Origin of the sequence: Pseudomonas abietaniphila (genome assembly GCF_900100795.1) — a bacterium.
GTDB lineage: Bacteria > Pseudomonadota > Gammaproteobacteria > Pseudomonadales > Pseudomonadaceae > Aquipseudomonas > Aquipseudomonas abietaniphila.
In genome coordinates, this window is record NZ_FNCO01000001.1 from 457,107 (window position 1) to 477,839 (window position 20,733).

Consider the following 20,733-nt stretch of genomic DNA (forward strand, 5'->3'; position numbering starts at 1 on the left):
TTCGCTATGAAGTGGCAGCCGGTCAGTGACCAGCGATTCAAATTGGCCGAAGGGCCGTTCTGGGATGACGTCCAACAGTCGCTGTATTGGGTCGATATCGCCGGATTCCGCGCGCTGCGCCTGCATCAAGGGCAGGTGCGCCACTGGCAATTCAACGAGCCGGTGTCTGCGTTCATTCCCACTGTTCACGGTGACGCGCTGGTGACCCTCGCCAGCGGTGTCTACCGGCTTGACCTTGATTCTCCCGCCGATCACCCCGCGTTTTCGCTGCTGTGCGTCGCCGACCCGATTTCGGGCAACCGCGCCAATGAAGCTCGGTGTGACCGCCAGGGCCGACTGTGGCTCGGCAGCATGCAAAACAACCTGGATGCCGAAGGCGGCGACCTCCCACTGGAGCGGCGTTCCGGCGGGATTTATCGGGTCGATGCCGATGCTCGCGTCACGCCGTTGCTCAATGGGCAAGGCATCGTGAACACCTTGCTTTGGGCTGATGACGACCACGCGTTGCTGAGCGCCGACAGCCTCGACGGGGTGATCTATCGCTACCCGATTCAGGCTGACGGAGCGCTGGGCGAGCGCACGCTCTGGGCGCAACAACACGAACGCGGCGTGCCCGACGGCTCCGCCATGGATGCCCAGGGCTATGTGTGGAACGCCCGATGGGGCGGTCACTGCCTCATTCGCTTTGCGCCGGATGGCCGTGTCGACCGAATCGTCGAAGTGCCGCTGAGTCATCCCACCAGTTGCGTGTTCGGCGGACCGGACATGACCACGCTGTTCGTCACCAGTGCCAGACCGGCCAGTGATGCGCTGGAGCTGGATGGCTGTGTGATCAGCGTCGAAACGGGCATCCGAGGGCAGGTTTCACATCGTTTTTCCGGATGAATGTCGGACCGCTCAAGAGGGTGTGACACTCGGTTACATAGACGTCATTGATAATATGATATGACTGTTTTCAGTCGATCGACGCCCGCGCCGGTAACGGTTCGGTCGTCACGACATTCACTGCTGAACGCTGTAGCTAGTCAATAAAAATAAGGAGTTAGCTATGTTGAGTCGCCACGGGATTCGTTCCCTGTGCTGTGCCGCTGTTGCCACCGCCATTCTGGGCATGAGCGGCGGTGTGTCCGCTGCCGACAAGGTCAAAATCGGATTTCTGGTCAAGCAGGCTGAAGAGCCCTGGTTCCAGACCGAATGGGCCTTCGCTGAACAGGCGGGCAAGGATCACGGTTTTGAAGTGATCAAAATTGCCGTACCGGACGGCGAGAAAACCCTCTCCGCGATTGATAACCTGGCCGCCAATGGCGCCAAGGGTTTTGTCATCTGCCCGCCTGACGTCTCCCTCGGCCCTGCCATCGTCGCCAAAGCCAAGGCTAATGGCCTGAAGGTCATGGCGGTGGACGACCGCTTCGTCGACGCCAAGGGCAAGTTCATGGAAGACGTGCCGTACCTGGGCATGGCGGCGTTCGAAGTCGGCCAGAAACAGGGCGCGGCGATGGCCACTGAAGCGCAGAACCGCAAGTGGGACTGGAAAGAAACCTACGCGATCATCAACACCTACAACGAACTGGACACGGGCAAGAAACGCACCGACGGTTCGGTTGATGCGCTGAAAAAAGCCGGTCTGCCAGAAGACCACATCCTCTTCACGCCGCAGAAAACCCTCGACGTACCTGGCAGCATGGACGCCACCAACGCGGCCTTGCCTAAACTGCCAAGCGGCGCGAAAAACCTCATCGTCGGCGGCATGAACGACAACACCGTTCTGGGTGGCGTACGTGCCACCGCCGGCGCAGGTTTCGCCCCGGCCAACGTGATCGGTATCGGCATCAACGGCACCGACGCCATCGACGAACTGAAGAAGAAGGAAAGCGGCTTCTTCGGCTCGATGCTGCCTAGCCCGGATAAAGAGGGCTACAACACCGCCCTGCAAATGTACGAGTGGGTCACCACCGGCAAGGAACCTGCGAAGTACACCGCCATGGACGACGTGACCCTGATCACCCGCGCCAACTTCAAGGACGTGCTGACCAAAATCGGTCTGTACAAGTAACGCGGCAGTCGAGTCGGGACGCCTGAAGTTCAGGCGGATATCTGCAAGACCTCGCTCCACTCCGTCAGGGGTGGAGCGAGGTGGAGGTGGTTCATGCAACAGGCATCGGTTCAACAACAAACGCAGCACGGCGGCAGCCTGCGCTTCAACGGGATCGGCAAGACATTTCCCGGCGTGAAGGCCCTGTCGGACATCAATTTCGAAGCTCGGCCAGGCAGCGTTCATGCGCTGATGGGCGAGAACGGCGCGGGCAAATCGACGCTGCTGAAGATCCTCGGCGGTTCGTATCAGCCCAACAGCGGCGACCTGCAGATCGGCGACGAGCATCTGGCGTTCAAGTCCACGGCCGACAGCATTGCCGCTGGCGTAGCGGTGATTCACCAGGAGCTGCATCTGGTGCCGGAAATGTCGGTGGCGGAGAACCTGCTGCTCGGCCACATGCCCAACCGCTGGGGCATGGTCAATCGTCGGGCGATGATTCGTCGCGCGCGGGAGCTGTTAAAGGGCCTGGCCGACGAAATCGATCCGGGCACTCGTCTGGGCGATTTGTCGCTGGGGCAACGCCAGTTGGTGGAAATCGCCAAGGCCATGTCGCGCAACGCCCACGTCATCGCTTTCGATGAGCCCACGAGCAGCCTGTCTGCGCGGGAAATCGACCGGCTGATGGCGATCATCGTCAAGCTGCGTGACGAAGGCCGGGTCATTCTCTACGTGTCCCATCGCATGGAAGAAATCTTCCGCGTCTGCGATGCGGTGACCGTGTTCAAGGATGGCCGCTTCGTGCGCACCTTCGAGGACATGGCCGAGCTGGATCACGACCGGCTGGTGACCTGCATGGTCGGGCGCGACATTCAGGACATCTACAACTACCGTCCACGTCAGCATCAAGGGCCGAGCCTGCGGGTGACTGGTCTCATGGGACCGGGGCTTCAGGAGCCTGCGAGTTTCGCGGTGCAGAAGGGCGAGGTGCTGGGCTTTTTCGGCTTGGTCGGCGCGGGCCGTACTGAACTGTTCCGCATGCTGTCGGGCCTCACCCGCAGTCAGGCCGGCACGTTGCAGCTGGAGGGGCAGTCGCTGAACCTGCGTTCCCCCCGCGACGCCATCGACGCCGGGATTCTGCTCTGCCCGGAGGATCGCAAGAAGGAAGGCATCGTGCCGCTGTCCAGTGTCGCCGAGAACATCAACATCGGCGCGCGGCCACGGCACGTGCACCTGGGCTGCCTGATTCAGGGCAAGTGGGAGCGGGAAAACGCCAAGGGCCAGATCCGCTCGATGAACGTCAAGACCCCGTCGCCGGATCAGCAAATGCTGTTCCTCTCGGGCGGCAATCAGCAGAAGGCCATTCTCGGTCGCTGGCTCTCGATGCCGATGAAGGTCCTGCTGCTGGACGAGCCGACACGCGGCATCGACATCGGCGCCAAATCCGAGATCTACCAGATCATCCATAACCTGGCCGCCGACGGCATCGCGGTCATCGTGGTGTCCAGCGATCTGATGGAAGTCATGGGTATTTCCGACCGCATTCTGGTCATGAGCGAAGGCGCCATCACCGGCGAGCTTTCTCGCGATGAGGCCAATGAACAACGGTTGTTGCAATTGGCACTGCCGCGCACACGCGGCTGAACAATCTGGTCACGACAGTGAAAAATAAAAACGAGGTGCGTATGTCTACCGAAACCAGCCTGACGGCTCCCCGCCAGGGCATGAACATGCGTCGATTCGTCGACGATTGGGCGATGCTTCTGGCTGCACTGGGTATCTTTGTGCTCTGTGCCTTGCTGATCGACAACTTCATGTCGCCGTTGAACATGCGTGGCCTGGGTCTGGCGATTTCCACGGTCGGCATTGCCGCCTGCACGATGCTGTATTGCCTGGCCTCCGGACATTTCGACCTGTCCGTCGGGTCTGTACTGGCCTGCTCCGGGGTCATCGCGGCCATCGTCATCCGCGACACCGAAAGCGTGTTTCTTGGCGTCTCAGCAGCACTGGCCATGGGCTTGGTGGTGGGCCTGATCAATGGCATCGTCATCGCCAAGCTGCGCATCAATGCGCTGATCACGACACTGGCGACCATGCAGATCGTTCGCGGGCTGGCTTACATCTTCTCCAACGGCAAGGCCGTCGGCGTCGGCGAGGAATCCTTCTTTGTGTTCGGCAACGGCCAGCTGTTCGGCGTACCGGTGCCGATCCTGATCACTGTCGTGTGCTTCGTGTTCTTCGGCTGGCTGCTCAACTACACCACCTACGGCCGCAACACGCTGGCCATCGGGGGCAACCAGGAAGCGGCGTTGTTGGCCGGTGTGCATGTTGATCGCACCAAGATCATCATCTTCGTCGTGCATGGCGTCATTGGCGCCCTGGCGGGTGTAGTGCTGGCCTCGCGCATGACGTCCGGGCAGCCAATGGTTGGTCAGGGGTTCGAGCTGACGGTGATTTCTGCCTGTGTACTGGGCGGTGTGTCACTGAGTGGCGGGATCGGCATGATTCGCCATGTGATTGCCGGGGTGCTGATTCTGGCGATCATTGAAAACGCGATGAACCTGAAGAACATCGACACCTTCTACCAGTACGTGATTCGCGGCACGATCCTGTTGCTGGCGGTGATCATCGACCGGATGAAGCGTCGCTAAACCGAGCAGCACTACCAGCGGGCTCGCCCGCGACACATTCGTTCAGGCACCGCGAGGGTGTCTGAAAGACTGCGCTCGCGGGCGCGCGTGATCCTGAGGAGGATTACGCGTCGAGGCTGCGCTCGATCCATGCGCAAAACGCCAACGTGGCGGTGTCGCTCATGACGGGCCCTATCAACTGCACGCCCAGCGGCAAACCTTGCGGCCCGAACCCAACCGGCAGGTTCAGGCTTGGTAATCCCAGCAAGCTCCAGATTCGCGAGAACAGTGGGTCGCCAGTGCGCTCAAGCCCCTGTTCGGCCTCGCCGCAAGCACTGGGCGTCAACAACAGGTCGTAATCGACAAATCCACGTCCCAGCTGATGCCTTGCCGAAGCCACCTGAGCACGGTGTCTCAGGCTGTCTTCAAAGGTCACCCGTGACCCGCGCTCCAGCATCGTTTTCAGGCGTTCACTCAACTGATCCGGGTGGTTCAAGCGCTCATCGCTCAACGCCTTGAACGCCTCGGCGCACATGACCTCATTGTGTACCTCGGTCAGAGCGCAGACGGCGTCGGTCAGTGTGACATCGACCACCCGCACGCCTGCCTTGATCAACCGTTGAACCGTGGCTTCAAACGCTTGTTGTGCGGCGGGGCTGGCGCTGTCCCAACTGGGTGTACGGCACACGCCGACGCGAGGTTTGGCGTCTTGGGGCAGTTGACGCCATTGCGGGGCGTTGGCCAGTACCGAGGTCAGCAAGGCAACGTCTTCGACACTGCGCCCGAACCCGCCAACGGTGTCCAGCGACTCGCTGAGACTCTTGATGCCAGCCCGCGGAATCAGACCAAAGCTGGGCTTGAAGCCGACGATGCCGCAATAGGCGGCCGGTCGAATCACCGACGCAGCGGTTTGCGTGCCCAGCGCGAGCGGCACCATATGTGCGGCAACGGCAGCGGCCGAACCGCTCGATGATCCGCCGGGCGTGTGGGCGCGGTTGTGCGGATTGCGAGTCGGACCGGGTGTGAACGTCGCGAACTCTGTGGTGACCGTCTTGCCCACGACGACTGCACCGGCTTCCCGGCACAGCGCGACGGCCGCTGCGTCGTTGACGGGCTGATGGCGTTGATAGATCGGCGAGCCATAGCCAGAAGGAAAGTCCCGAGTGTCGAACAGGTCTTTGACGCCCAGCGGCAAGCCATGCAAAGGGCCGCGCAAAGGGCCGTTGTCGAGTTGTCGAGCGTGCGCCATCGCGCGTTCCGCATCGTACTGGCGCCAGGCCAGAACTTCTGGTTCTCGTCGCTGAATACGTTCAAGGCATGCGGTGAGCAGGTCCTGAGCGCTCAGTTCGCGACGTTGAAGCAGGCGAGCGGCGGCGCAGGCAGTGAGGCGGGTGAGGTCGTGGTCGGCGAGGGGCACGGTGCTGTCCAGAAGGTCTGACGGTGCCCGGATCATGCCCCAACGTCCGTTAAGTTGTACACCGTGGCTGCGTGAATCAGCTCAGTTTCGAGGTGACGAAAATCAGTCTCACAGACGCTTGCGCAAGTGCCTGTGCTTCGGAACGAATGGTATCGAGTTCCTTCTTCACCGCTTCATCAGCGGTGTCGTTCACCCGGGACTCGATCAGCAACGCCATCTGGTAAAGCGCATCGATGAGTCCATGGAGGTTGCGATGCAATTGATGGGTGACCTTGCCCAGATGTTCATCGACGACATGGCTGGGTGGCGGCGTCACTGAAGTATAGGGGCCGACGTCCGATGACCGGGTGCCTGTCATGACGTACGTGATATCGACGCCAGCGTCGACGAGGCGCAACAGATAATCGGCTTTTGGATATCGGGCGCCACTTTCGTAGTTGCCTTGTGCATTGGTTTCTACTCCGCCGAGGGTGCCCATTGCACTTTGCGAAAGTTTGAGACGATGGCGTTCCTGACGCAGTCTCGGACCTATCCCTGTCATAAGTTTCTCCCTGGTTTGGTCATTCACCGTTGTGTGGAAAAGCGACCCGTCGGGTTACCTCTCACCTCCACTCTCATGCACCGAGAGTGTGGACGACATACGGTTTGTTGCGACGGCAGCAATGCATCGTGTGGGCCCACGTCCCGGTGGACGGGGCTTTGCGGCCGATGCGGCGGATTGTGGATCCATTCTAGGGAAGGGCGAAAGCATTATTCTTAAACAGTCGTTTGAGCACATTGTTACAAGAATTGTACGTGCGCGTAAGGTTGTACAAGTTTTATAAAGGCTGTCGATTGAATGTATTGAAGAACCCCGAACAGTCTGTTTGGGGTTTATTTGAGGTCATTACGTTGTATCAAATCCGGTACTTGCTGTGTTTATGAAGGACAACGGGAAGTGGGTTGACGCGCCCATTCATTCGCCGTCTTGGCGATGGCGTCGGCCAGACGGGATACCGCTTTTTGATGGGCCAAAACCAGGCTTTCCATGCCGACACCTGCTGGCTGACGAATGACACTGCTACAGGTCAGTGACTGTCGTTTGGTTCCGCTGTTGCGCAGGCTCAGGTTCCAGACCACGTCAATCATTGCATAGTGGTCGAGCACCGATTCGAACCGTCGCACATCCGTGCGCACCGACAATACCGGCTCGTCGTTCTGCTTGGGCAGGCCCGCCAGGTCGCGGGAACCAAACCTGCGCTCCAGTTCTCCGGTCAAGGCGTCGTGGAACTCATCGCCCAACGGCGCGCCCCAGCGTTCGTTCTCCAGAATGGCCAGACTGCCGTCGCCCTGACGCACCACCAGCGGCGGCTGATCCACTTGTACGGCCATCAGCACCGGCTGCATCTCGAACTGAAAAGGCGCTTGCGCGGTGGTGGCGGGTGCCTGGATGGCGGGCGCGATCAGGGTGTAGTAATGCGTTGGTGTCGACGAACAGGCGCCAAGGCCCAACGCGCAGGCCAGGGTTAACAGGTGTTTGCGCACAATCATTGGGCAGGCTCCGGAGCGATTTCACGGGAAGAGGAAGAACCTTTGTACGAACCCGGGGCTGCATCACCGGAGCGGCCACGGATCAGCGATTCAGGATGGCGGCTGAGGAAGTCTGTCAGCACGCGGACCGAGCGGGCCGTGCGCTGGACTTCTTCCATCGCTTGACCCAGTTGCTGACGCGCTGGCGAATCTTCGGAGAATGCCGAATTGGCGGTCCCGATGGTCTTCTGTGCTTGCTGCAGGGTGCCGCGCATTTGCGGAAGGATGTCTGTGTTCACCTGCTTCATGGTTTTTTGCAGTTCAACCAGGCTGCCGTTCAGGTTGGTCGCCAACTCGTCGATCGGGATTTTGCCCAGCTTGTCGACGAACGCCTGCAATTGTTCCTGCAGCTTGTCGAAGCTGCCGCCCACGGTTGGAATTTCCAGCGGTCGGGCCTTGGCGTCGTAGGCGATTTTGGGGGCTTTCGGATCGAAGTCCATCGCCACATAGAGTTGGCCTGTGAGCAGGTTGCCCGTGCGCACCTGAGCCCGGAGCCCGCGTTCGACGAAGCGGCCAAGAATGCGTGAGGTCTGTTCTTCTTCGTCGCCGCCGCCCGCCTGCTCTCTGAGTTTGTCGTTGGCCGCGCCAAGGCGCTGCGGGTAGATCACGGCGCCCACCACGCCCGGGAATGAGCCGGTGGCGGGGTCGTAGTCCAGGTCGACCGACACCACTCGACCGATGTTCACGCCCAGAAAATCCACCGGCGCATTGACCACCAGACCGCGCAGCGACTGGTTGAAGCGCATGCGGATGTACTTGGGCTCGCCATCGGGCGGCGCGAGGGCGGTGGCCTGGTCTTCAAACAGCTTGAATTCGGCATTGCCCTGAGCGGGCTTGGCGTCGGGGCTGTATTTAGGCTCGCGAAACGCGATGCCGCCGGAAATGATCGAGGTCAGTGACTGGGTCGAGACCTTCAAGCCGGCCGCACCCACGCTGACGTCGACACCGCTGGCATTCCAGAACCGCGAGTCGTCGAGCACGTATTTGTCGTTGGGCGAGTTGATGAAAATCTCGACATCGACGCCTTTGCCGTCCTTGGCGAGTTCGTACGCGACGACCTGGCCCACCTGAATGCGACGGAAGTAGATGGGCGAGCCGATGTCGAGCGAGCCCAGGTCGTCGGTGTGCAGGATAAAGCGTTTGCCTTTTTCGCCAAAGGTGACGGGCGGCGGGTTTTCAAGGCCGGTAAAATTTTTCTCGGTCTTTTCCGAGCTGCCCGCGTCGGCGCCGATGAATGCGCCGGACAGCAAGGTGTCGACCCCGGAGATGCCGTGCGCACCGATGCGCGGACGTACCACCCAGTATTGAGAGTCCGCGCGGGTAAACGGCGCCGCCGACTGGTTCAGCTCAATGGTGGCCAGAACGTGTGTGCGGTCATCGCTGAGCGTAATGTCGGTTACGGTCCCGATCACCACGTTCTTGTATTTGACCTGCGTTTTCTTGGCTTCCAGGCCTTCGGCGGTCTGGAAGCTGACCACGACCTTGGGGCCGACGTTGAGGAAGTCGTGGACGACCATTGAAAGCCCGATGACACCGGCAACGATCGGTACCAGCCAGACCAGTGAAATACGGGCCTTGCGCGCCTTGACCTGCGGTCGTACAGGCGCGGGCGCTGACGGGGGTAGGGTGTTATCAGACATCTTCAACCTCTGCGTCCCAGATGAGCCGGGGATCGAAACTCATGGCGGCCAACATCGTCATGACCACCACTAAACCAAAGAACAGGATGCCCAGCCGTGGCTCGATGGTGCTAAGCCCGCGAAACTGAACCAGCGCCGCCACCAGGGCGACCACCAACACGTCGAGCATCGACCAGTAGCCGATCAACTCGATGAACCGATAAAGCCGTGACCGCTCGCGCATGGCCCACTGGCTGCGGCGCTGGCAGGTAATCAACAGCGTCCCCAGCACCAGAAACTTGATGCAGGGCACCAGCACGCTGGCGACGAAAATCAGGATGGCGATGTCCCAGGAGCCGCCTTCGGCGAACTCGATCACACCGCTCATGATGGTGTTTTCACTGGCGCTGCCCAGCAGTGTCGTGAACATCACCGGCAGTGTATTTGCCGGAACGTAGAAAATCAGACCGGCGATCAGGAAGGCCCATGTCCGGATCAGGCTGTTGGGTTTGCGGGCGTGTACGGCGGAGTCGCAACGCGGGCAATCGTGGGCGTCCTGCGGGCACACGTAGTTGCACACATGGCAGAGGGTGACCTTGTGCTCACGGGCGAAAGGAATGCCGTTCATTCGGGTTCCACTCCCAACTCGTCCCACAGCCTGCGTATGTCTTTGCCGGCAATCAGCACGATCAACACCATCAGCATCGCCATGGCCCACAGGCCCACGCCGGGATGGACGTCAAGCATGCCAGCGAGCTTGACGATGGCCACCAGAATGCCGAGCAGGCAGACCTCGAGCATGCTCCACGGGCGTAAATGTTCAAGGGTGCGCATGCAGGTTTTGAAACCCGGCGCGATTTCGTTGCGGTGCGCGTGGACCAGGACCCAGAACAGCAGGGCGATCTGCAGGGCCGGTGCCAGAATGATCGCCAGGCCTGCCACCAGTGCGATCAGGGTGATCTGCCCTTGGGCGAGGGCCTCGACCGACCCCCACAAGGTCACCTCGTTGTACAGCCCTTTCATGCTGATGCTGATGACGGGAAAGACGTTGGCGAAGATAAACAGGATGCCCGCCGCAATGCTCAGTGCCAGCATCTGTTCAATGGTCATGCGGTGCCCGCGGTCGAGCAGGGCAGCACACCGCAGGCAATACGCAGCCTCGCCCTTGTTCAGGCTTTGAGCCTGATAGAGCGAATCGCAGTGCTCGCAGATGATCCACTGTGCGGGATCGTCCAGAGGCGATGGGGTATCGGTCGCAGTGCGTTCGGTCATTGTGGCCATCGTTGGCGGATTCGACGTGTTCACGATAGTTCGGGCTTGCAGCATAGCGTGCTTGAGGGCAGTACCGCGCCAGCGAGGTTCGCCCCGTGGTATGCGTTTGTGTCACGGGTGACTGAGGTCATGAACAGCACGCTGATGAGCATTCGATTGAGAGATTGACCACAATGCCAGCATCCGGTTCGGCGGTGGCCAGACAGTATCAAAAAACAATCAGGATCAAACCTCGTTGACTGTCGCACTCCACCGTGGGGTTGTTGCGGCGTGTGTCGTCCAAAACGCGACAAGTGTAGCGCGACAGCAGTGTGCTGCGCTCGCGATTCTCGCCATAAGTGACTGAAAGATCGACGTTTCACGGGCGTGGCACAGCGCTTGCTCTTTCCGTGTCAAGCCGGGGCACACGAGCGCCCGGTTCTAATAAGAACGGAGAGCCACATGAACCGATTTGGCCAGCACCTTCGCCTTCCCGGCACACCCCCCCGTCTGTTTGTCAGCGCCGTCGCGCTGAGTGTCGCTTTCGTGTCCCAGGGCGGCTTCATTGCCTCGAGCCTCGCGGCCGAGCAGCCTGCCGCTGTCGACGGTGCGCGAATCAGCGCAGCCGATCAGGAACCGGGCAACTGGATGAGCCACGGGCGGACGTACGACGAGCAGCGTTTCAGCCCACTGAAAAAAATCAACGACGACAACGTGAGCGGGCTGGGTCTGGCCTGGTCATACAAGCTGGATATCGACCGGGGCGTCGAGGCCACCCCCATCGTGGTGGATGGCGTGATGTACACCACCGGGCCGTTCTCGGTGGTCTACGCGCTGGACGCTCGCGACGGGAAACTGCTGTGGAAGTATGACCCGCAGTCGGACCGCAGTCGTGCGGGCGAAGCCTGTTGCGACGCGGTGAACCGAGGCGTGGCGGTGTGGGACGGTAAAGTCTTCGTGGGCGTTCTGGACGGCCGTCTTGAAGCCATCGATGCCAAAACCGGGCAGAAGGTCTGGTCGGTGGACACCCGGACCAGCCCGGACCGCTCCATCACCATCACCGGTGCGCCGCGCGTGGTAAAGGGCAAGGTCATCATTGGCAACGGCGGTGCCGAATATGGCGTGCGCGGTTACATCACCGCTTACGATGCGAACACCGGGAAGCAGGACTGGCGGTTCTTCACGGTGCCGGGTGACCCGAAACTGCCGCCGGAAAACAAGGCCATGGAGATCGCCAGCAAAACCTGGTTTGGCGACAAGTTCGTGGAGCAGGGTGGCGGCGGCACGGTCTGGGACTCCATGTCGTACGATCCGAAACTCAATCTGCTGTACATCGGCGTGGGCAACGCTTCGTCGTGGAACCCGCGGCTGCGGTCGGAAGGCAAGGGCGACAACCTGTTTCTGTCTTCGATCGTGGCGATCAACCCGGACAACGGCGAGTACGTCTGGCATTACCAGACCACCCCGGGGGACGCGTGGGACTTCACCGCGACCGCGCACATCATGCTCGCGGACCTGAAGATCGACGGCAAAATGCGTCAGGTGCTGATGCAATCGCCAAAGAACGGTTTCTTCTATGTCATCGATCGCAAGACCGGCGAATTGCTCTCGGCGAAGAACATCGTCCCGATCAACTGGGCGACCGGCGTCGACATGAAGACCGGCCGGCCGATCGTCGACGAGAAAGCCGCCGTTTACTGGCGCGATCCCGAGAAGAAAGCGCTGCTGGTGCAACCTGCGTTCTGGGGCGCCCACGACTGGCAGCCGATGTCTTACAACCCGCAAACCGGCCTGGTCTACATCCCGGCGCACATCATGTCGGCGCTGTACCAGGACGTCGACGGCCAGCCACCCCGCAAGAAGTTCAAGAGCATGTACCAGCTGCAGGTCAATACCGGGATGATGCCGGAAGACCCTGAAGGCCTGCGCAAACTGGCGGACACCTGGACCGGCAAGCTGATCGCCTGGGACCCGCTCAAGCAGGAAGCGCGCTGGGAAGTGCCGTACTCGACGATCTTCAACGGCGGCACCTTGAGTACCGCGGGCAACCTGCTGTTCGAGGGCACGGCGGATGGGCGGGTGGTCGCCTATTCGGCGGACAAGGGCAAAGTGCTCTGGGAGCAACCCGCCAACACCGGTGTGATGGCAGGCCCCGTGACCTACGAGGTGGACGGCGAGCAGTACGTGACGTTCATGGCGGGCTGGGGCGGGGCGTTTTCGACCTTTGCCGGTGCGCTGTCGCTGCGCGCCGGGGTCAAGCCCAACGCGCAAGTGCTGACCTACAAGCTGGGTGGGACGGCGAAGCTGCCTGACCTCAAATACAAATACGCCGACCGCAAGGTCGATCCTCCTGCGTTCACCGGCACCACCGAACAAGTGGACAAGGGCCGGGCGCTGTTCAACGGCCATTGCGACACCTGCCACGGCATCAATGCGATCAGCGGAGGCGTGTTGCCGGACCTGCGCATGCTCAGCAAGGAAAACCACCAGATGTTCCTCGGGATCGTGTACGGCGGTCGGGTCAACGATGGCATGCCGTCGTTCGCCGACGAACTCAAGCCGGACGAAGTGGAACTGGTGCATCAATACATCATCAAGCGCGCCAACGACCTGAAGAAAGAAATGGCATCGGCCAAAACCGCTGCGACCCAGTGACCCCGAAATCAGCGGCGGCGGAGAACCTGTGGGAGCGCATTCATTCGCGAAGAAATCGGGCAGGCGATGCGAGTGTGTCGGTCCAGTCAGCCTCTCGCGAATGCATTCGCTCCCGCAGGAGAACGGACGCGTTCTGGAAGGAACGCAACAGAACAATCAATCAGCAGAGGCAGCATTCATGGGCAATTCCTTACCGATCTACCAAAGCTACATCGACGGCGCCTTCAGCGCGGGCGACAGCCTGATCGAAGTCTTCAACCCGGCCAACGGCGAGCTGCTGGGGTCAGTACCTGAGACCAGCATCAGCGAGGTCGAGCGCGCCATCGCGGCCGCCCGCAGTGCGCAGAAGGGCTGGGCACGCAAGCCGGCCAATGAACGCGCCGGTTACCTGCGCCGGATCGCGACGAAGGTGCGCGAGAATGCCGACCGCCTGGCACGAATCATCACCGCCGAGCAGGGCAAGGTGTTGGGGCTGGCGCTGGTGGAGGTCAACTTCACCGCCGATTACCTGGACTACATGGCCGAGTGGGGCCGTCGCCTGGAAGGGGAAATCCTCACCAGCGACCGGCCTGGCGAAAACATCTTCGTGTTCCGCAAACCATTGGGTGTGGTGGCCGGGATCCTGCCGTGGAACTTCCCGTTCTTCCTCATTGCCCGCAAACTTGCCCCGGCGTTGATCACCGGCAACACGATCGTCATCAAGCCGAGCGAAGAAACGCCGATCAATTGCTTCGAGTTCGCCAGGCTGCTGGCTGAGACCGACCTGCCCAAAGGCGTCGTCAATATCGTTTCGGGCAGGGGCGCGACCGTGGGCAATGCGCTCAGCGCCAGTGCCGCCGTGGACATGGTCAACTTTACCGGCAGCGTCGCCACGGGCCAGCGCATCATGGCGGCTGCGGCACACAACATCACCAAACTGAACCTGGAGCTGGGCGGTAAAGCCCCGGCCATAGTGTTGGCCGATGCCGACCTGGGACTGGCCGTCAAAGCGATTACCGCATCGCGAGTGATCAATACCGGGCAAGTCTGCAACTGCGCCGAGCGGGTCTACGTCGAACGCAAAGTCGCCGATCAATTCGTCGAGCAGGTCAGCGTGGCCATGGCGGCGACCAAATATGGCGATCCGCTGACCGAAGAGGGCCTGGACATGGGCCCGCTGGTCAACAAGGCGGGTCTGGACAAGGTGGCTCAGATGGTCAAGACCGCGGTCAGCGAGGGGGCGCAGATCATCACCGGTGGTGCCATTGCGGACAGGAACGGCAAGGGCTTTCACTACCAGCCCACCGTGCTCGCCAATTGCCGTCAGGACATGGAAGTCATGCGTCAGGAGATTTTCGGACCGGTGTTGCCGATCCAGATCGTCGACGACCTGGACGAAGCCATCGCGTTGGCCAACGATTGCGAATACGGCCTGACGTCCTCGCTCTACACCCGCGACCTGAGCGCCGCGATGCGTGCCTGCAACGAGATCGATTTCGGCGAGACCTACATCAACCGCGAGAACTTCGAGGCGATGCAGGGTTTCCATGCCGGGGTTCGTAAATCAGGGATCGGCGGCGCGGATGGCAAGCACGGCGTGTACGAATTCACGCACACGCATGTGGTGTATATCCAGATCTGACGCGTGCCGCCGGTCGATCTGTCGTCGGTTCTTGCATCGGTATCGCGACGTGACGCCGATCCTGCAGGCGTGAACGTGCTCGCCAACACGCTCACGCCTGCAACGGGTTTTGCACAGCACACGTCTTCAAACCCGCTCACATTCGTGTAATTTGTCACCCGTCTCCACCACCACCCGAGTCACCCCATGTCCTTGCCCGACGACGGCCCTGAACACACGGCGGCCACCGGCGAAACCGTCTTGCGTTATCACCTGTGCTGGAAACGCCGCGATTTGGACGGCGTCATGGCGCTCTATCACCCCGAGATCCAATACAACGATTTCTTTCAAAACTGCACGCTGGGTTTGTCCGAGCTGCGTGACTACGTGCGCCTCAGCATGCCCCGACAAGCCGGCGAAGCGCTGGAGCACAGTGACCGTATCCGCGTCGACGGCAACACGGCGTTCATTCAGTACCAAGTGACGCTGCGCGGTGGGCGAGGGCTGGTGTCGTTCCATGCCAGCGAAGCGATCACTGTGCGTGGAGGGCTCATCTGGCGTGTCAACGAATATGCCTCGCTGGTGCGGCAGAAAGCCGATGACAGCGCCGGCCCAAGTGCCCGTCCCAGTGTCAGTCGATTGGGCCTTTCGCCTCGCCAGTTGAGCTTCATGGCCGATGACCTGCAAGACTACTTTCAGCGTCAGCAGCCTTATCTGGACCCGGAGCTGGATTTGCAGCGCGTCGCCACGGCCTGCGGCTACAGCCGTAACCAGATGTCCTATCTGCTCAATCAGGTGCTGGGCCAAAGCTTTTATCGCTACGTTAATCAGGCCCGTTTGCAGCACGTGCTCGATGCACTGGAAAACACACCGCAACCGGTTCGCATCGACGAGCTGGCTTTCGCCGCCGGTTTCAATTCCCTGTCCGCGTTCTACCGTTGCTTTCGCCAGCGCACGGGTCTGTCGCCCAAAGCCTGGATCAAACAGACCGAATCCCGGTAGGCGGTATTCTTTGCGGGCACGCAAGCACGACAGCCGCTACGCGTAACGACTAGGATCGTCGTTATCGGCCTTTGTTTGATGGAGAGTGCAATGCCCGCCTGGCAAACGATCAGCGTGTGGATGGACCAGCTCGACGAACCCCTGTCACCGCGACCCTCGTTACAAGAGGATCTGGACGTTGATGTGGCAATCATTGGCGCGGGATACACCGGGCTGTGGACGGCCTATTACCTCAAGCGTCAGGCGCCGGATCTGAATGTCGTCATCATTGAGGGGCAGACCGCAGGCTTCGGTGCCTCGGGGCGTAATGGCGGCTGGCTGATGGGAAACCTGCTGGGTGAGGACCGGATGCTGGCAGGCCTGTCGACCGCGGAGCGTCGCGCCTCGTATGACCTGTTGTTCGGCATTCCCGACGAGGTCAAAACCGTTCTCGACCGAGAAGGCATCGATTGCGATTATCGCAAAGGTGGTGCGCTGTACTGCGCCGCCCGCTACCCCGAACAGGAACGTACCCTGCGTGAATACCTGGACAAGCTTTACAAGCAAGGGCTGACCGAGGCCGATTATCGCTGGCTAAACCCTGATCAACTGGCCGGGCAGTTGCGCATCGCCCGCCCTTACGGCGCCATTCACTACGCTCATCTGGCCACGATACACCCTGCAAAACTGGTGCGAGGGCTGGCGCGCGTGGTCGAAAACATGGGCGTGCGCATCTACGAGACAACGCCCGCCACCGATTGGCGATCCGGGCAGGTGTCGACGGCTCACGGCAAGGTTCGCAGCCGCTGGGTGGTGCTGGCGGTGGAAGGTTACGCCGCGCAAATGCCACCGCTGGGACGCTATCAATTGCCTGTACAAAGCCTGCTGGTGGCCACTGAACCGTTGCCCGCAAGTGTCTGGGACGAGATCGGTCTGAGTCACGGTCAGGCCTTTAGTGAAAACAGTCGGCAGGTGACATACGGTCAGCGCTCGATGGACAACCGGTTGGTGTTCGGTGCCCGGGGTGGTTATCAGTTTGGCGGGCGTCTGCGGGAAAACTTCGACCTGACCGACAGCGAGGTCGAGTTGCGCCGCTACCTGTTTGGCGAACTGTTCCCGCAACTGAAAAACACCCGAATCACGCATTCGTGGGGCGGCAATCTGGGCATGTCCCGACGTTTTCATCCGCACATGCTGTGTGATAAAGCCACCGGTATTGCGCTGTCAGGCGGGTATGGTGGGGAGGGCGTCGGCGCCAGTAACCTGGGCGGTCGGACGCTTGCCGACCTGATCCTTGAGCGCGACACACCGCTGGTTCATCAGCCTTGGGTCATCCGCGAGGGAGGGCTCAACCGGCTCAAAAGCTGGGAGCCTGAACCCTGCCGCTGGCTGGGCTACAACGCGATCATCCGCAGCTTTGTGCACGAGGATCAAACCCTGGCGGATCCCTCGACAGCCCCGTGGCGGCGAAAGATCGCCAGCGGTGTGGCCGATTTCATGGAAGGGTTCATGAAGTAGGGCACTGCCCGGCCTGGCGCGTTCGTCAGCTCAGTCGGTTCGGCGCCACGAGGCGGTATTTCTTCATCTTGCGGTAAAGCGTCGACCTCGCCACCGCGAATTCGTCAGCCACTGCGGTGATGTTCCATTGGTGACGGCGCAAGGCTTCCAGCAGATGCTGGCCTTCATCGTCCGCAGCCAATCGCGCCAAAGGCGGTCGGGCTTCGACAGGCGCGGGCGAGTGAAGCGCTTGCGCCTGATCGAGCAGTTCGGCAGGCAGGCAATCGGTGGTGATCCTGCCATTGTCCGCCAGCGCCACGGCGTAACGCAGCACATTGATCAACTGGCGAATATTGCCTGGCCAGGCGTACCGGCTCAGCAACGCCATGCTCGTGGTGTCGATCCGGCAGTGTTCCCCTCCAGGCTGATCGCGCAGGACGGCTTCGATCAATGAGCCGATATCGCTGCGCTCGCGCAACGCAGGCAGTTGCAGGGTCATGCCGTTGAGGCGATAGAACAGGTCTTCCCGAAACGCTTTGCCCGCGATCATCTGTGAGAGGTTCTGGTGGGTTGCCGAGATCACCTGAATATCCAGGGGCAGCGGCGTGTCGGCACCCAGCGGCGAGATTTCACGTTCGGCGAGCACTCGCAACAAACGGGTTTGCAGATGAGCCGGCATGTCGCCGATCTCATCGAGGAACAGCGTGCCGCCGTTGGCGATTTCCAGTTTGCCCTTCATGCCCTTCTTGTTGGCACCGGTGAAGCTCCCGCTACGGTAGCCGAACAGCTCACTTTCGATCAGGGTTTCGGGAATCGCCGCACAATTGAGCGCGACGAAGGGCCCGGTCCGACGTCGGCTGGCCTGATGGATCGCCCGGGCGAAGGCTTCTTTGCCGGTGCCGGTTTCGCCGTTGATGAGAATGGGCAGGTCCTTGTCCAGCACCCTGTACAAGCGCGCCACGCGCTGTTGCAGGCGAACGTCCGCACCACTGAGCTGACCCAAGGTTGGCGCGCGGTGAATGCCGGCGGTCGGCCGACTGTCGGCAGGTTTGGCGGAGCGAACCTTGACCGGCATGCGCAGCCCGACCTCCACCAGACGCGTCCCGACGCGCAGTCGTGTCGCATTGGCGCCACCGTTGTTCAAGCGCAGCAGCTCATCGACGTCCACCGGCAGCAGGTCACTGAGCCTGCGCCCAAGCAGTACGCCGTGGCCGTGGGTTTCATGTTCAACGAAGGCGGCGCGGTTGGCGCCGATGACCCGTCCCTGATCGTCCAGCGCCAATAACTGCTCGTTGGCCAGGTCGCTGATCTCATCGCATGGCTTGACCATGAGCGTCAGGGTGTTGCGGTGGCTGTGGCGGAAATACGCGTTTTCGATCATCCGCGCGTACATGATCACCAGTTGCAGGGTCAGATACTGTGCCTCTTTTGGACCGTTGCTGTTGAGGCATGAGGCATTCAGGCAGCCGCGCACATTGCCCAGCGAATCGAAGATCGGCGACACGGAACAGCTCAGTCGGTCGTTCTCACGCAGAAAGTGCTCATCCCGGTGAATGATCAGCGCGCTGCCCGAGGCCAGGCCCGTGCCGATGCCGTTGGTCCCGACCAGCGACTCGTCCCAGCGCGAGCCGACGATCAACCCCGAGTCGGCATATGCACTGCCCGTGGTGGGCACGCGAGAATCGAGGGCGATGCCGTGCTCGTCGCTGAGCAGCACTGCAAAACCCGCTTGACCCACGCGCTTTGCCAGACCGCTGACGCCTTGGCCGGCGATGGACATGTAGTCGTGATGAAAATCCTGATGGCGATGAATCTCGGCGGCACTGAGCACCACCTTGTTGCCGCGGGCGGCGGGTTCCAGGCCGTGCTCCACGACGCTGCGATACCAGGACTGCACGATCAGACCATCGGAAGGCAGGCTGCGGTCGGGGAAATAGTCTCCGACAAAGGCATTGAGATCAGCGGGACCGGCTCCCGTGCTCTGCAAGGACATAGCGTTCTCTCCTGATGCGTCTGCGACCTGGGGGTGACAGCGCATGAATTATTGTTCTTCAGTGCTCAACGAATGAGGCCGCGAACGTTCTTGGCGGCGGGCGTAATGCTTCAGACTAGCCTTTATCAGGAATATCACCTGTTACAAAAAATAATCCAGTGATGCAAAAACACCGCAGCAAAACCCGTACCGGCTCACCTTGGATGAGCGCAACGCCACTGCTGCGCGGCCAAAGGGTTTTCATCCGCCCGTTCTGTTGCGCAACGTTCGTCCCGGCGGTGCTACAGGTGTAGCGACCGTGTTGCGCTGGCGGTAAGGGTCACTGCCAGGTCTGGCTGCTGCAGGCCTTGCGGCGCGTAAACATCGGCGTATAACTGAGCCACCGGACTGTCCCGGTGTCGCCAGGGAGTGTTGCCTATGTGGACCAAACCGACCTACACCGATCTGCGCATCGGCTTTGAAGTCACGATGTACTTCGCCAGCCGTTGAACCCAAAACGAAAGCCCCGGCAATCCCAGAATGTCGGGGCTTTTTCGTGGTCGTTGCACGCCGCGCCCAGGAGTATCGAGACGGCTAAAGTTTCGCCCAGAAATCCTCCGCGAAATCGCTCAGGGCCATGGCGGGCCTGAACAGGCGGACCTCCAGCGCAATATCCCAGTGCGCGTCCAGTGCGCGTATCAGCTTGCCGCTGACGAATTCGGGTTCGGCCAGTGTTTTCGGCAGCCAGGCAAAGCCTTTGCCCTCCAGCGCCATTGACAGCAGGACGGCCGCCAGGTGTGAGCTGAACACCGTGTGCATCTGGGGTGGTTGCGACTCCTGAAGCAGGCGCGCCGAAACGATTCGCCCCAGCCCTGATTCCGCTGTGTAACCCAGCAATGAAAGTGGTTCGGCGACCGCGTTGGGTTCGAACTGCTGTGCCTGCAAAGGCATCAACACGTCGCTGCCCACCACTTTTGAATGGAAGGATTCAGCGGGAAATTGTGGCGGCACGTCCGGGTGCTGATGACACAGCAAAAACTGCACTTCGCCGCCGAGCAGCATCTGCTCGCAAACCCGCATATTGTCCGAGTGCAGCCGTATCGCCTCGATCGGGCTGGTGCGTTCCGCCGCACGCACCCAGCCGGGGAAAAAAGTGAACGACAGCGAATGCGTGGCCGCGAAGTGCAGCGTGCGCGCCTGTTTGCCGGCGACTTCGCGGGCTTCCTGACGCATCTGATACAGGCGCCGGGTCATCTCCTGCGCACTGCCGAGCATGTGTCGCCCGGCATCGGTCAACATCGCGCCTTGCGTGGTGCGCTCGAACAGGTCCACGCCGACCCACGTCTCCAGCGCACGGATCCTTCGGCTGAATGCCGGTTGGGTCACATGACGCAGTTCCGCGGCGCGAGAAAAGTTGCCGCTCTGCGCCAGCGCATTGAAGTCTTCCAGCCAGACCAATTCCATCGTGATGCCGTCCGCGCATTGAGTGCCGCGTTTTTAGCATTGGCCG

General features: G+C 61.0%; 18 protein-coding genes. 10 read left to right on the forward strand and 8 right to left on the reverse strand.

The features are described from left to right. Positions 1-6 precede the first annotated feature (6 nt). The 4 genes from BLS87_RS01815 to araH all read left to right on the forward strand — a co-directional run bounded on the left by BLS87_RS01815 (position 7) and on the right by araH (position 4,683). Complete coding sequence (locus tag BLS87_RS01815) at positions 7-885, forward strand: SMP-30/gluconolactonase/LRE family protein (protein WP_074749687.1); 879 nt, start codon at positions 7-9, stop codon at positions 883-885. Between the two features lie 163 nt (positions 886-1,048). Next, a complete protein-coding gene (locus BLS87_RS01820) occupies positions 1,049-2,053 on the forward strand; it encodes a substrate-binding domain-containing protein (protein WP_074749688.1) in 1,005 nt (334 codons plus the stop codon). Between the two features lie 93 nt (positions 2,054-2,146). Beyond that, positions 2,147-3,676, forward strand: a complete 1,530-nt coding sequence (gene araG / locus BLS87_RS01825) for an L-arabinose ABC transporter ATP-binding protein AraG (protein ID WP_074749689.1) — start codon at positions 2,147-2,149, stop codon at positions 3,674-3,676. 41 nt (positions 3,677-3,717) lie between these two features. Continuing rightward, positions 3,718-4,683, forward strand: a complete 966-nt coding sequence (gene araH, locus BLS87_RS01830) for an L-arabinose ABC transporter permease AraH (RefSeq protein WP_074749690.1) — start codon at positions 3,718-3,720, stop codon at positions 4,681-4,683. A 103-nt stretch (positions 4,684-4,786) separates the two neighbouring features. Here the strand turns inward: araH and BLS87_RS01835 are convergent, their stop codons facing one another. Beyond that, positions 4,787-5,992 (reverse strand): amidase, encoded by a 1,206-nt coding sequence (locus BLS87_RS01835; RefSeq protein ID WP_244165789.1) that lies wholly within the window; start codon positions 5,990-5,992, stop codon positions 4,787-4,789. Between BLS87_RS01835 and BLS87_RS34540 the strand changes: the two genes are divergently transcribed. Beyond that, positions 5,903-6,100, forward strand: a complete 198-nt coding sequence (locus tag BLS87_RS34540; protein ID WP_244165795.1) for a hypothetical protein — start codon at positions 5,903-5,905, stop codon at positions 6,098-6,100. The genes BLS87_RS01835 and BLS87_RS34540 overlap by 90 nt on opposite strands. Positions 6,101-6,155: 55 nt before the next feature. Here BLS87_RS34540 and BLS87_RS01840 read toward each other — a convergent pair whose 3' ends face one another. The 5 genes from BLS87_RS01840 to BLS87_RS01860 form a co-directional block, all read right to left on the reverse strand. Continuing rightward, complete coding sequence (locus BLS87_RS01840) at positions 6,156-6,620, reverse strand: helix-turn-helix domain-containing protein (RefSeq protein WP_074749692.1); 465 nt, start codon at positions 6,618-6,620, stop codon at positions 6,156-6,158. 377 nt (positions 6,621-6,997) lie between these two features. Further along, a complete protein-coding gene (locus BLS87_RS01845) occupies positions 6,998-7,609 on the reverse strand; it encodes a PqiC family protein (RefSeq protein ID WP_074749693.1) in 612 nt (203 codons plus the stop codon). Continuing rightward, positions 7,606-9,288, reverse strand: a complete 1,683-nt coding sequence (locus BLS87_RS01850; protein WP_074749694.1) for a PqiB family protein — start codon at positions 9,286-9,288, stop codon at positions 7,606-7,608. The genes BLS87_RS01845 and BLS87_RS01850 overlap by 4 nt, the downstream gene beginning before the upstream one ends. Continuing rightward, entirely contained in the window at positions 9,281-9,895 is a 615-nt protein-coding gene (locus BLS87_RS01855; RefSeq protein WP_074749695.1) for a paraquat-inducible protein A, read from the reverse strand. Before BLS87_RS01855 ends, BLS87_RS01850 begins: the two co-directional genes overlap by 8 nt. After that, a complete protein-coding gene (locus BLS87_RS01860) occupies positions 9,892-10,539 on the reverse strand; it encodes a paraquat-inducible protein A (protein WP_074749696.1) in 648 nt (215 codons plus the stop codon). The genes BLS87_RS01855 and BLS87_RS01860 overlap by 4 nt, the downstream gene beginning before the upstream one ends. A gap of 441 nt (positions 10,540-10,980) precedes the next feature. Between BLS87_RS01860 and BLS87_RS01865 the strand changes: the two genes are divergently transcribed. The 4 genes from BLS87_RS01865 (at position 10,981) to BLS87_RS01880 (ending at position 17,272) form a co-directional block, all read left to right on the forward strand. Next, positions 10,981-13,173 carry a PQQ-dependent dehydrogenase, methanol/ethanol family gene (locus BLS87_RS01865; protein ID WP_083370575.1) on the forward strand — a complete coding sequence of 731 codons (2,193 nt, stop codon included), beginning with the start codon at positions 10,981-10,983 and terminating at the stop codon, positions 13,171-13,173. A 178-nt stretch (positions 13,174-13,351) separates the two neighbouring features. Further along, entirely contained in the window at positions 13,352-14,794 is a 1,443-nt protein-coding gene (aldA, locus tag BLS87_RS01870) for an aldehyde dehydrogenase (protein ID WP_074750223.1), read from the forward strand. A gap of 186 nt (positions 14,795-14,980) precedes the next feature. Beyond that, positions 14,981-15,775, forward strand: coding sequence for a helix-turn-helix domain-containing protein (locus tag BLS87_RS01875; RefSeq protein ID WP_074749697.1), 795 nt, complete (start codon positions 14,981-14,983; stop codon positions 15,773-15,775). Positions 15,776-15,865: 90 nt separating this feature from the next. Then, positions 15,866-17,272, forward strand: coding sequence for an NAD(P)/FAD-dependent oxidoreductase (locus tag BLS87_RS01880; RefSeq protein ID WP_074749698.1), 1,407 nt, complete (start codon positions 15,866-15,868; stop codon positions 17,270-17,272). Positions 17,273-17,297: 25 nt separating this feature from the next. Here BLS87_RS01880 and BLS87_RS01885 read toward each other — a convergent pair whose 3' ends face one another. Next, positions 17,298-19,244, reverse strand: a complete 1,947-nt coding sequence (locus tag BLS87_RS01885; RefSeq protein ID WP_074749699.1) for a sigma-54-dependent Fis family transcriptional regulator — start codon at positions 19,242-19,244, stop codon at positions 17,298-17,300. 417 nt (positions 19,245-19,661) lie between these two features. Here BLS87_RS01885 and pqqA point away from each other — a divergent pair, with 417 nt between their 5' ends. Then, positions 19,662-19,733 carry a pyrroloquinoline quinone precursor peptide PqqA gene (gene pqqA, locus BLS87_RS01890; RefSeq protein WP_074750225.1) on the forward strand — a complete coding sequence of 24 codons (72 nt, stop codon included), beginning with the start codon at positions 19,662-19,664 and terminating at the stop codon, positions 19,731-19,733. An 84-nt stretch (positions 19,734-19,817) separates the two neighbouring features. Here pqqA and BLS87_RS01895 read toward each other — a convergent pair whose 3' ends face one another. Further along, positions 19,818-20,687, reverse strand: a complete 870-nt coding sequence (locus BLS87_RS01895) for a LysR family transcriptional regulator (protein ID WP_074749700.1) — start codon at positions 20,685-20,687, stop codon at positions 19,818-19,820. Positions 20,688-20,733: the final 46 nt, after the last annotated feature.

Bases quoted from the DNA above. Each gene is read 5' to 3' on its own strand.
- BLS87_RS01850 (WP_074749694.1), bottom strand. From the start codon at position 9,288: ATGTCTGATAACACCCTACCCCCGTCAGCGCCCGCGCCTGTACGACCG.
- BLS87_RS01815 (WP_074749687.1), top strand. From the start codon at position 7: ATGAAGTGGCAGCCGGTCAGTGACCAGCGATTCAAATTGGCCGAAGGG.
- BLS87_RS01875 (WP_074749697.1), top strand. From the start codon at position 14,981: ATGTCCTTGCCCGACGACGGCCCTGAACACACGGCGGCCACCGGCGAA.
- BLS87_RS01820 (WP_074749688.1), top strand. From the start codon at position 1,049: ATGTTGAGTCGCCACGGGATTCGTTCCCTGTGCTGTGCCGCTGTTGCC.
- BLS87_RS01855 (WP_074749695.1), bottom strand. From the start codon at position 9,895: ATGAACGGCATTCCTTTCGCCCGTGAGCACAAGGTCACCCTCTGCCAT.
- araH (WP_074749690.1), top strand. From the start codon at position 3,718: ATGTCTACCGAAACCAGCCTGACGGCTCCCCGCCAGGGCATGAACATG.
- BLS87_RS01845 (WP_074749693.1), bottom strand. From the start codon at position 7,609: ATGATTGTGCGCAAACACCTGTTAACCCTGGCCTGCGCGTTGGGCCTT.
- BLS87_RS01860 (WP_074749696.1), bottom strand. From the start codon at position 10,539: ATGACCGAACGCACTGCGACCGATACCCCATCGCCTCTGGACGATCCC.
- BLS87_RS01880 (WP_074749698.1), top strand. From the start codon at position 15,866: ATGCCCGCCTGGCAAACGATCAGCGTGTGGATGGACCAGCTCGACGAA.
- BLS87_RS01840 (WP_074749692.1), bottom strand. From the start codon at position 6,620: ATGACAGGGATAGGTCCGAGACTGCGTCAGGAACGCCATCGTCTCAAA.
- aldA (WP_074750223.1), top strand. From the start codon at position 13,352: ATGGGCAATTCCTTACCGATCTACCAAAGCTACATCGACGGCGCCTTC.
- araG (WP_074749689.1), top strand. From the start codon at position 2,147: ATGCAACAGGCATCGGTTCAACAACAAACGCAGCACGGCGGCAGCCTG.
- BLS87_RS01865 (WP_083370575.1), top strand. From the start codon at position 10,981: ATGAACCGATTTGGCCAGCACCTTCGCCTTCCCGGCACACCCCCCCGT.
- BLS87_RS01895 (WP_074749700.1), bottom strand. From the start codon at position 20,687: ATGGAATTGGTCTGGCTGGAAGACTTCAATGCGCTGGCGCAGAGCGGC.
- BLS87_RS01885 (WP_074749699.1), bottom strand. From the start codon at position 19,244: ATGTCCTTGCAGAGCACGGGAGCCGGTCCCGCTGATCTCAATGCCTTT.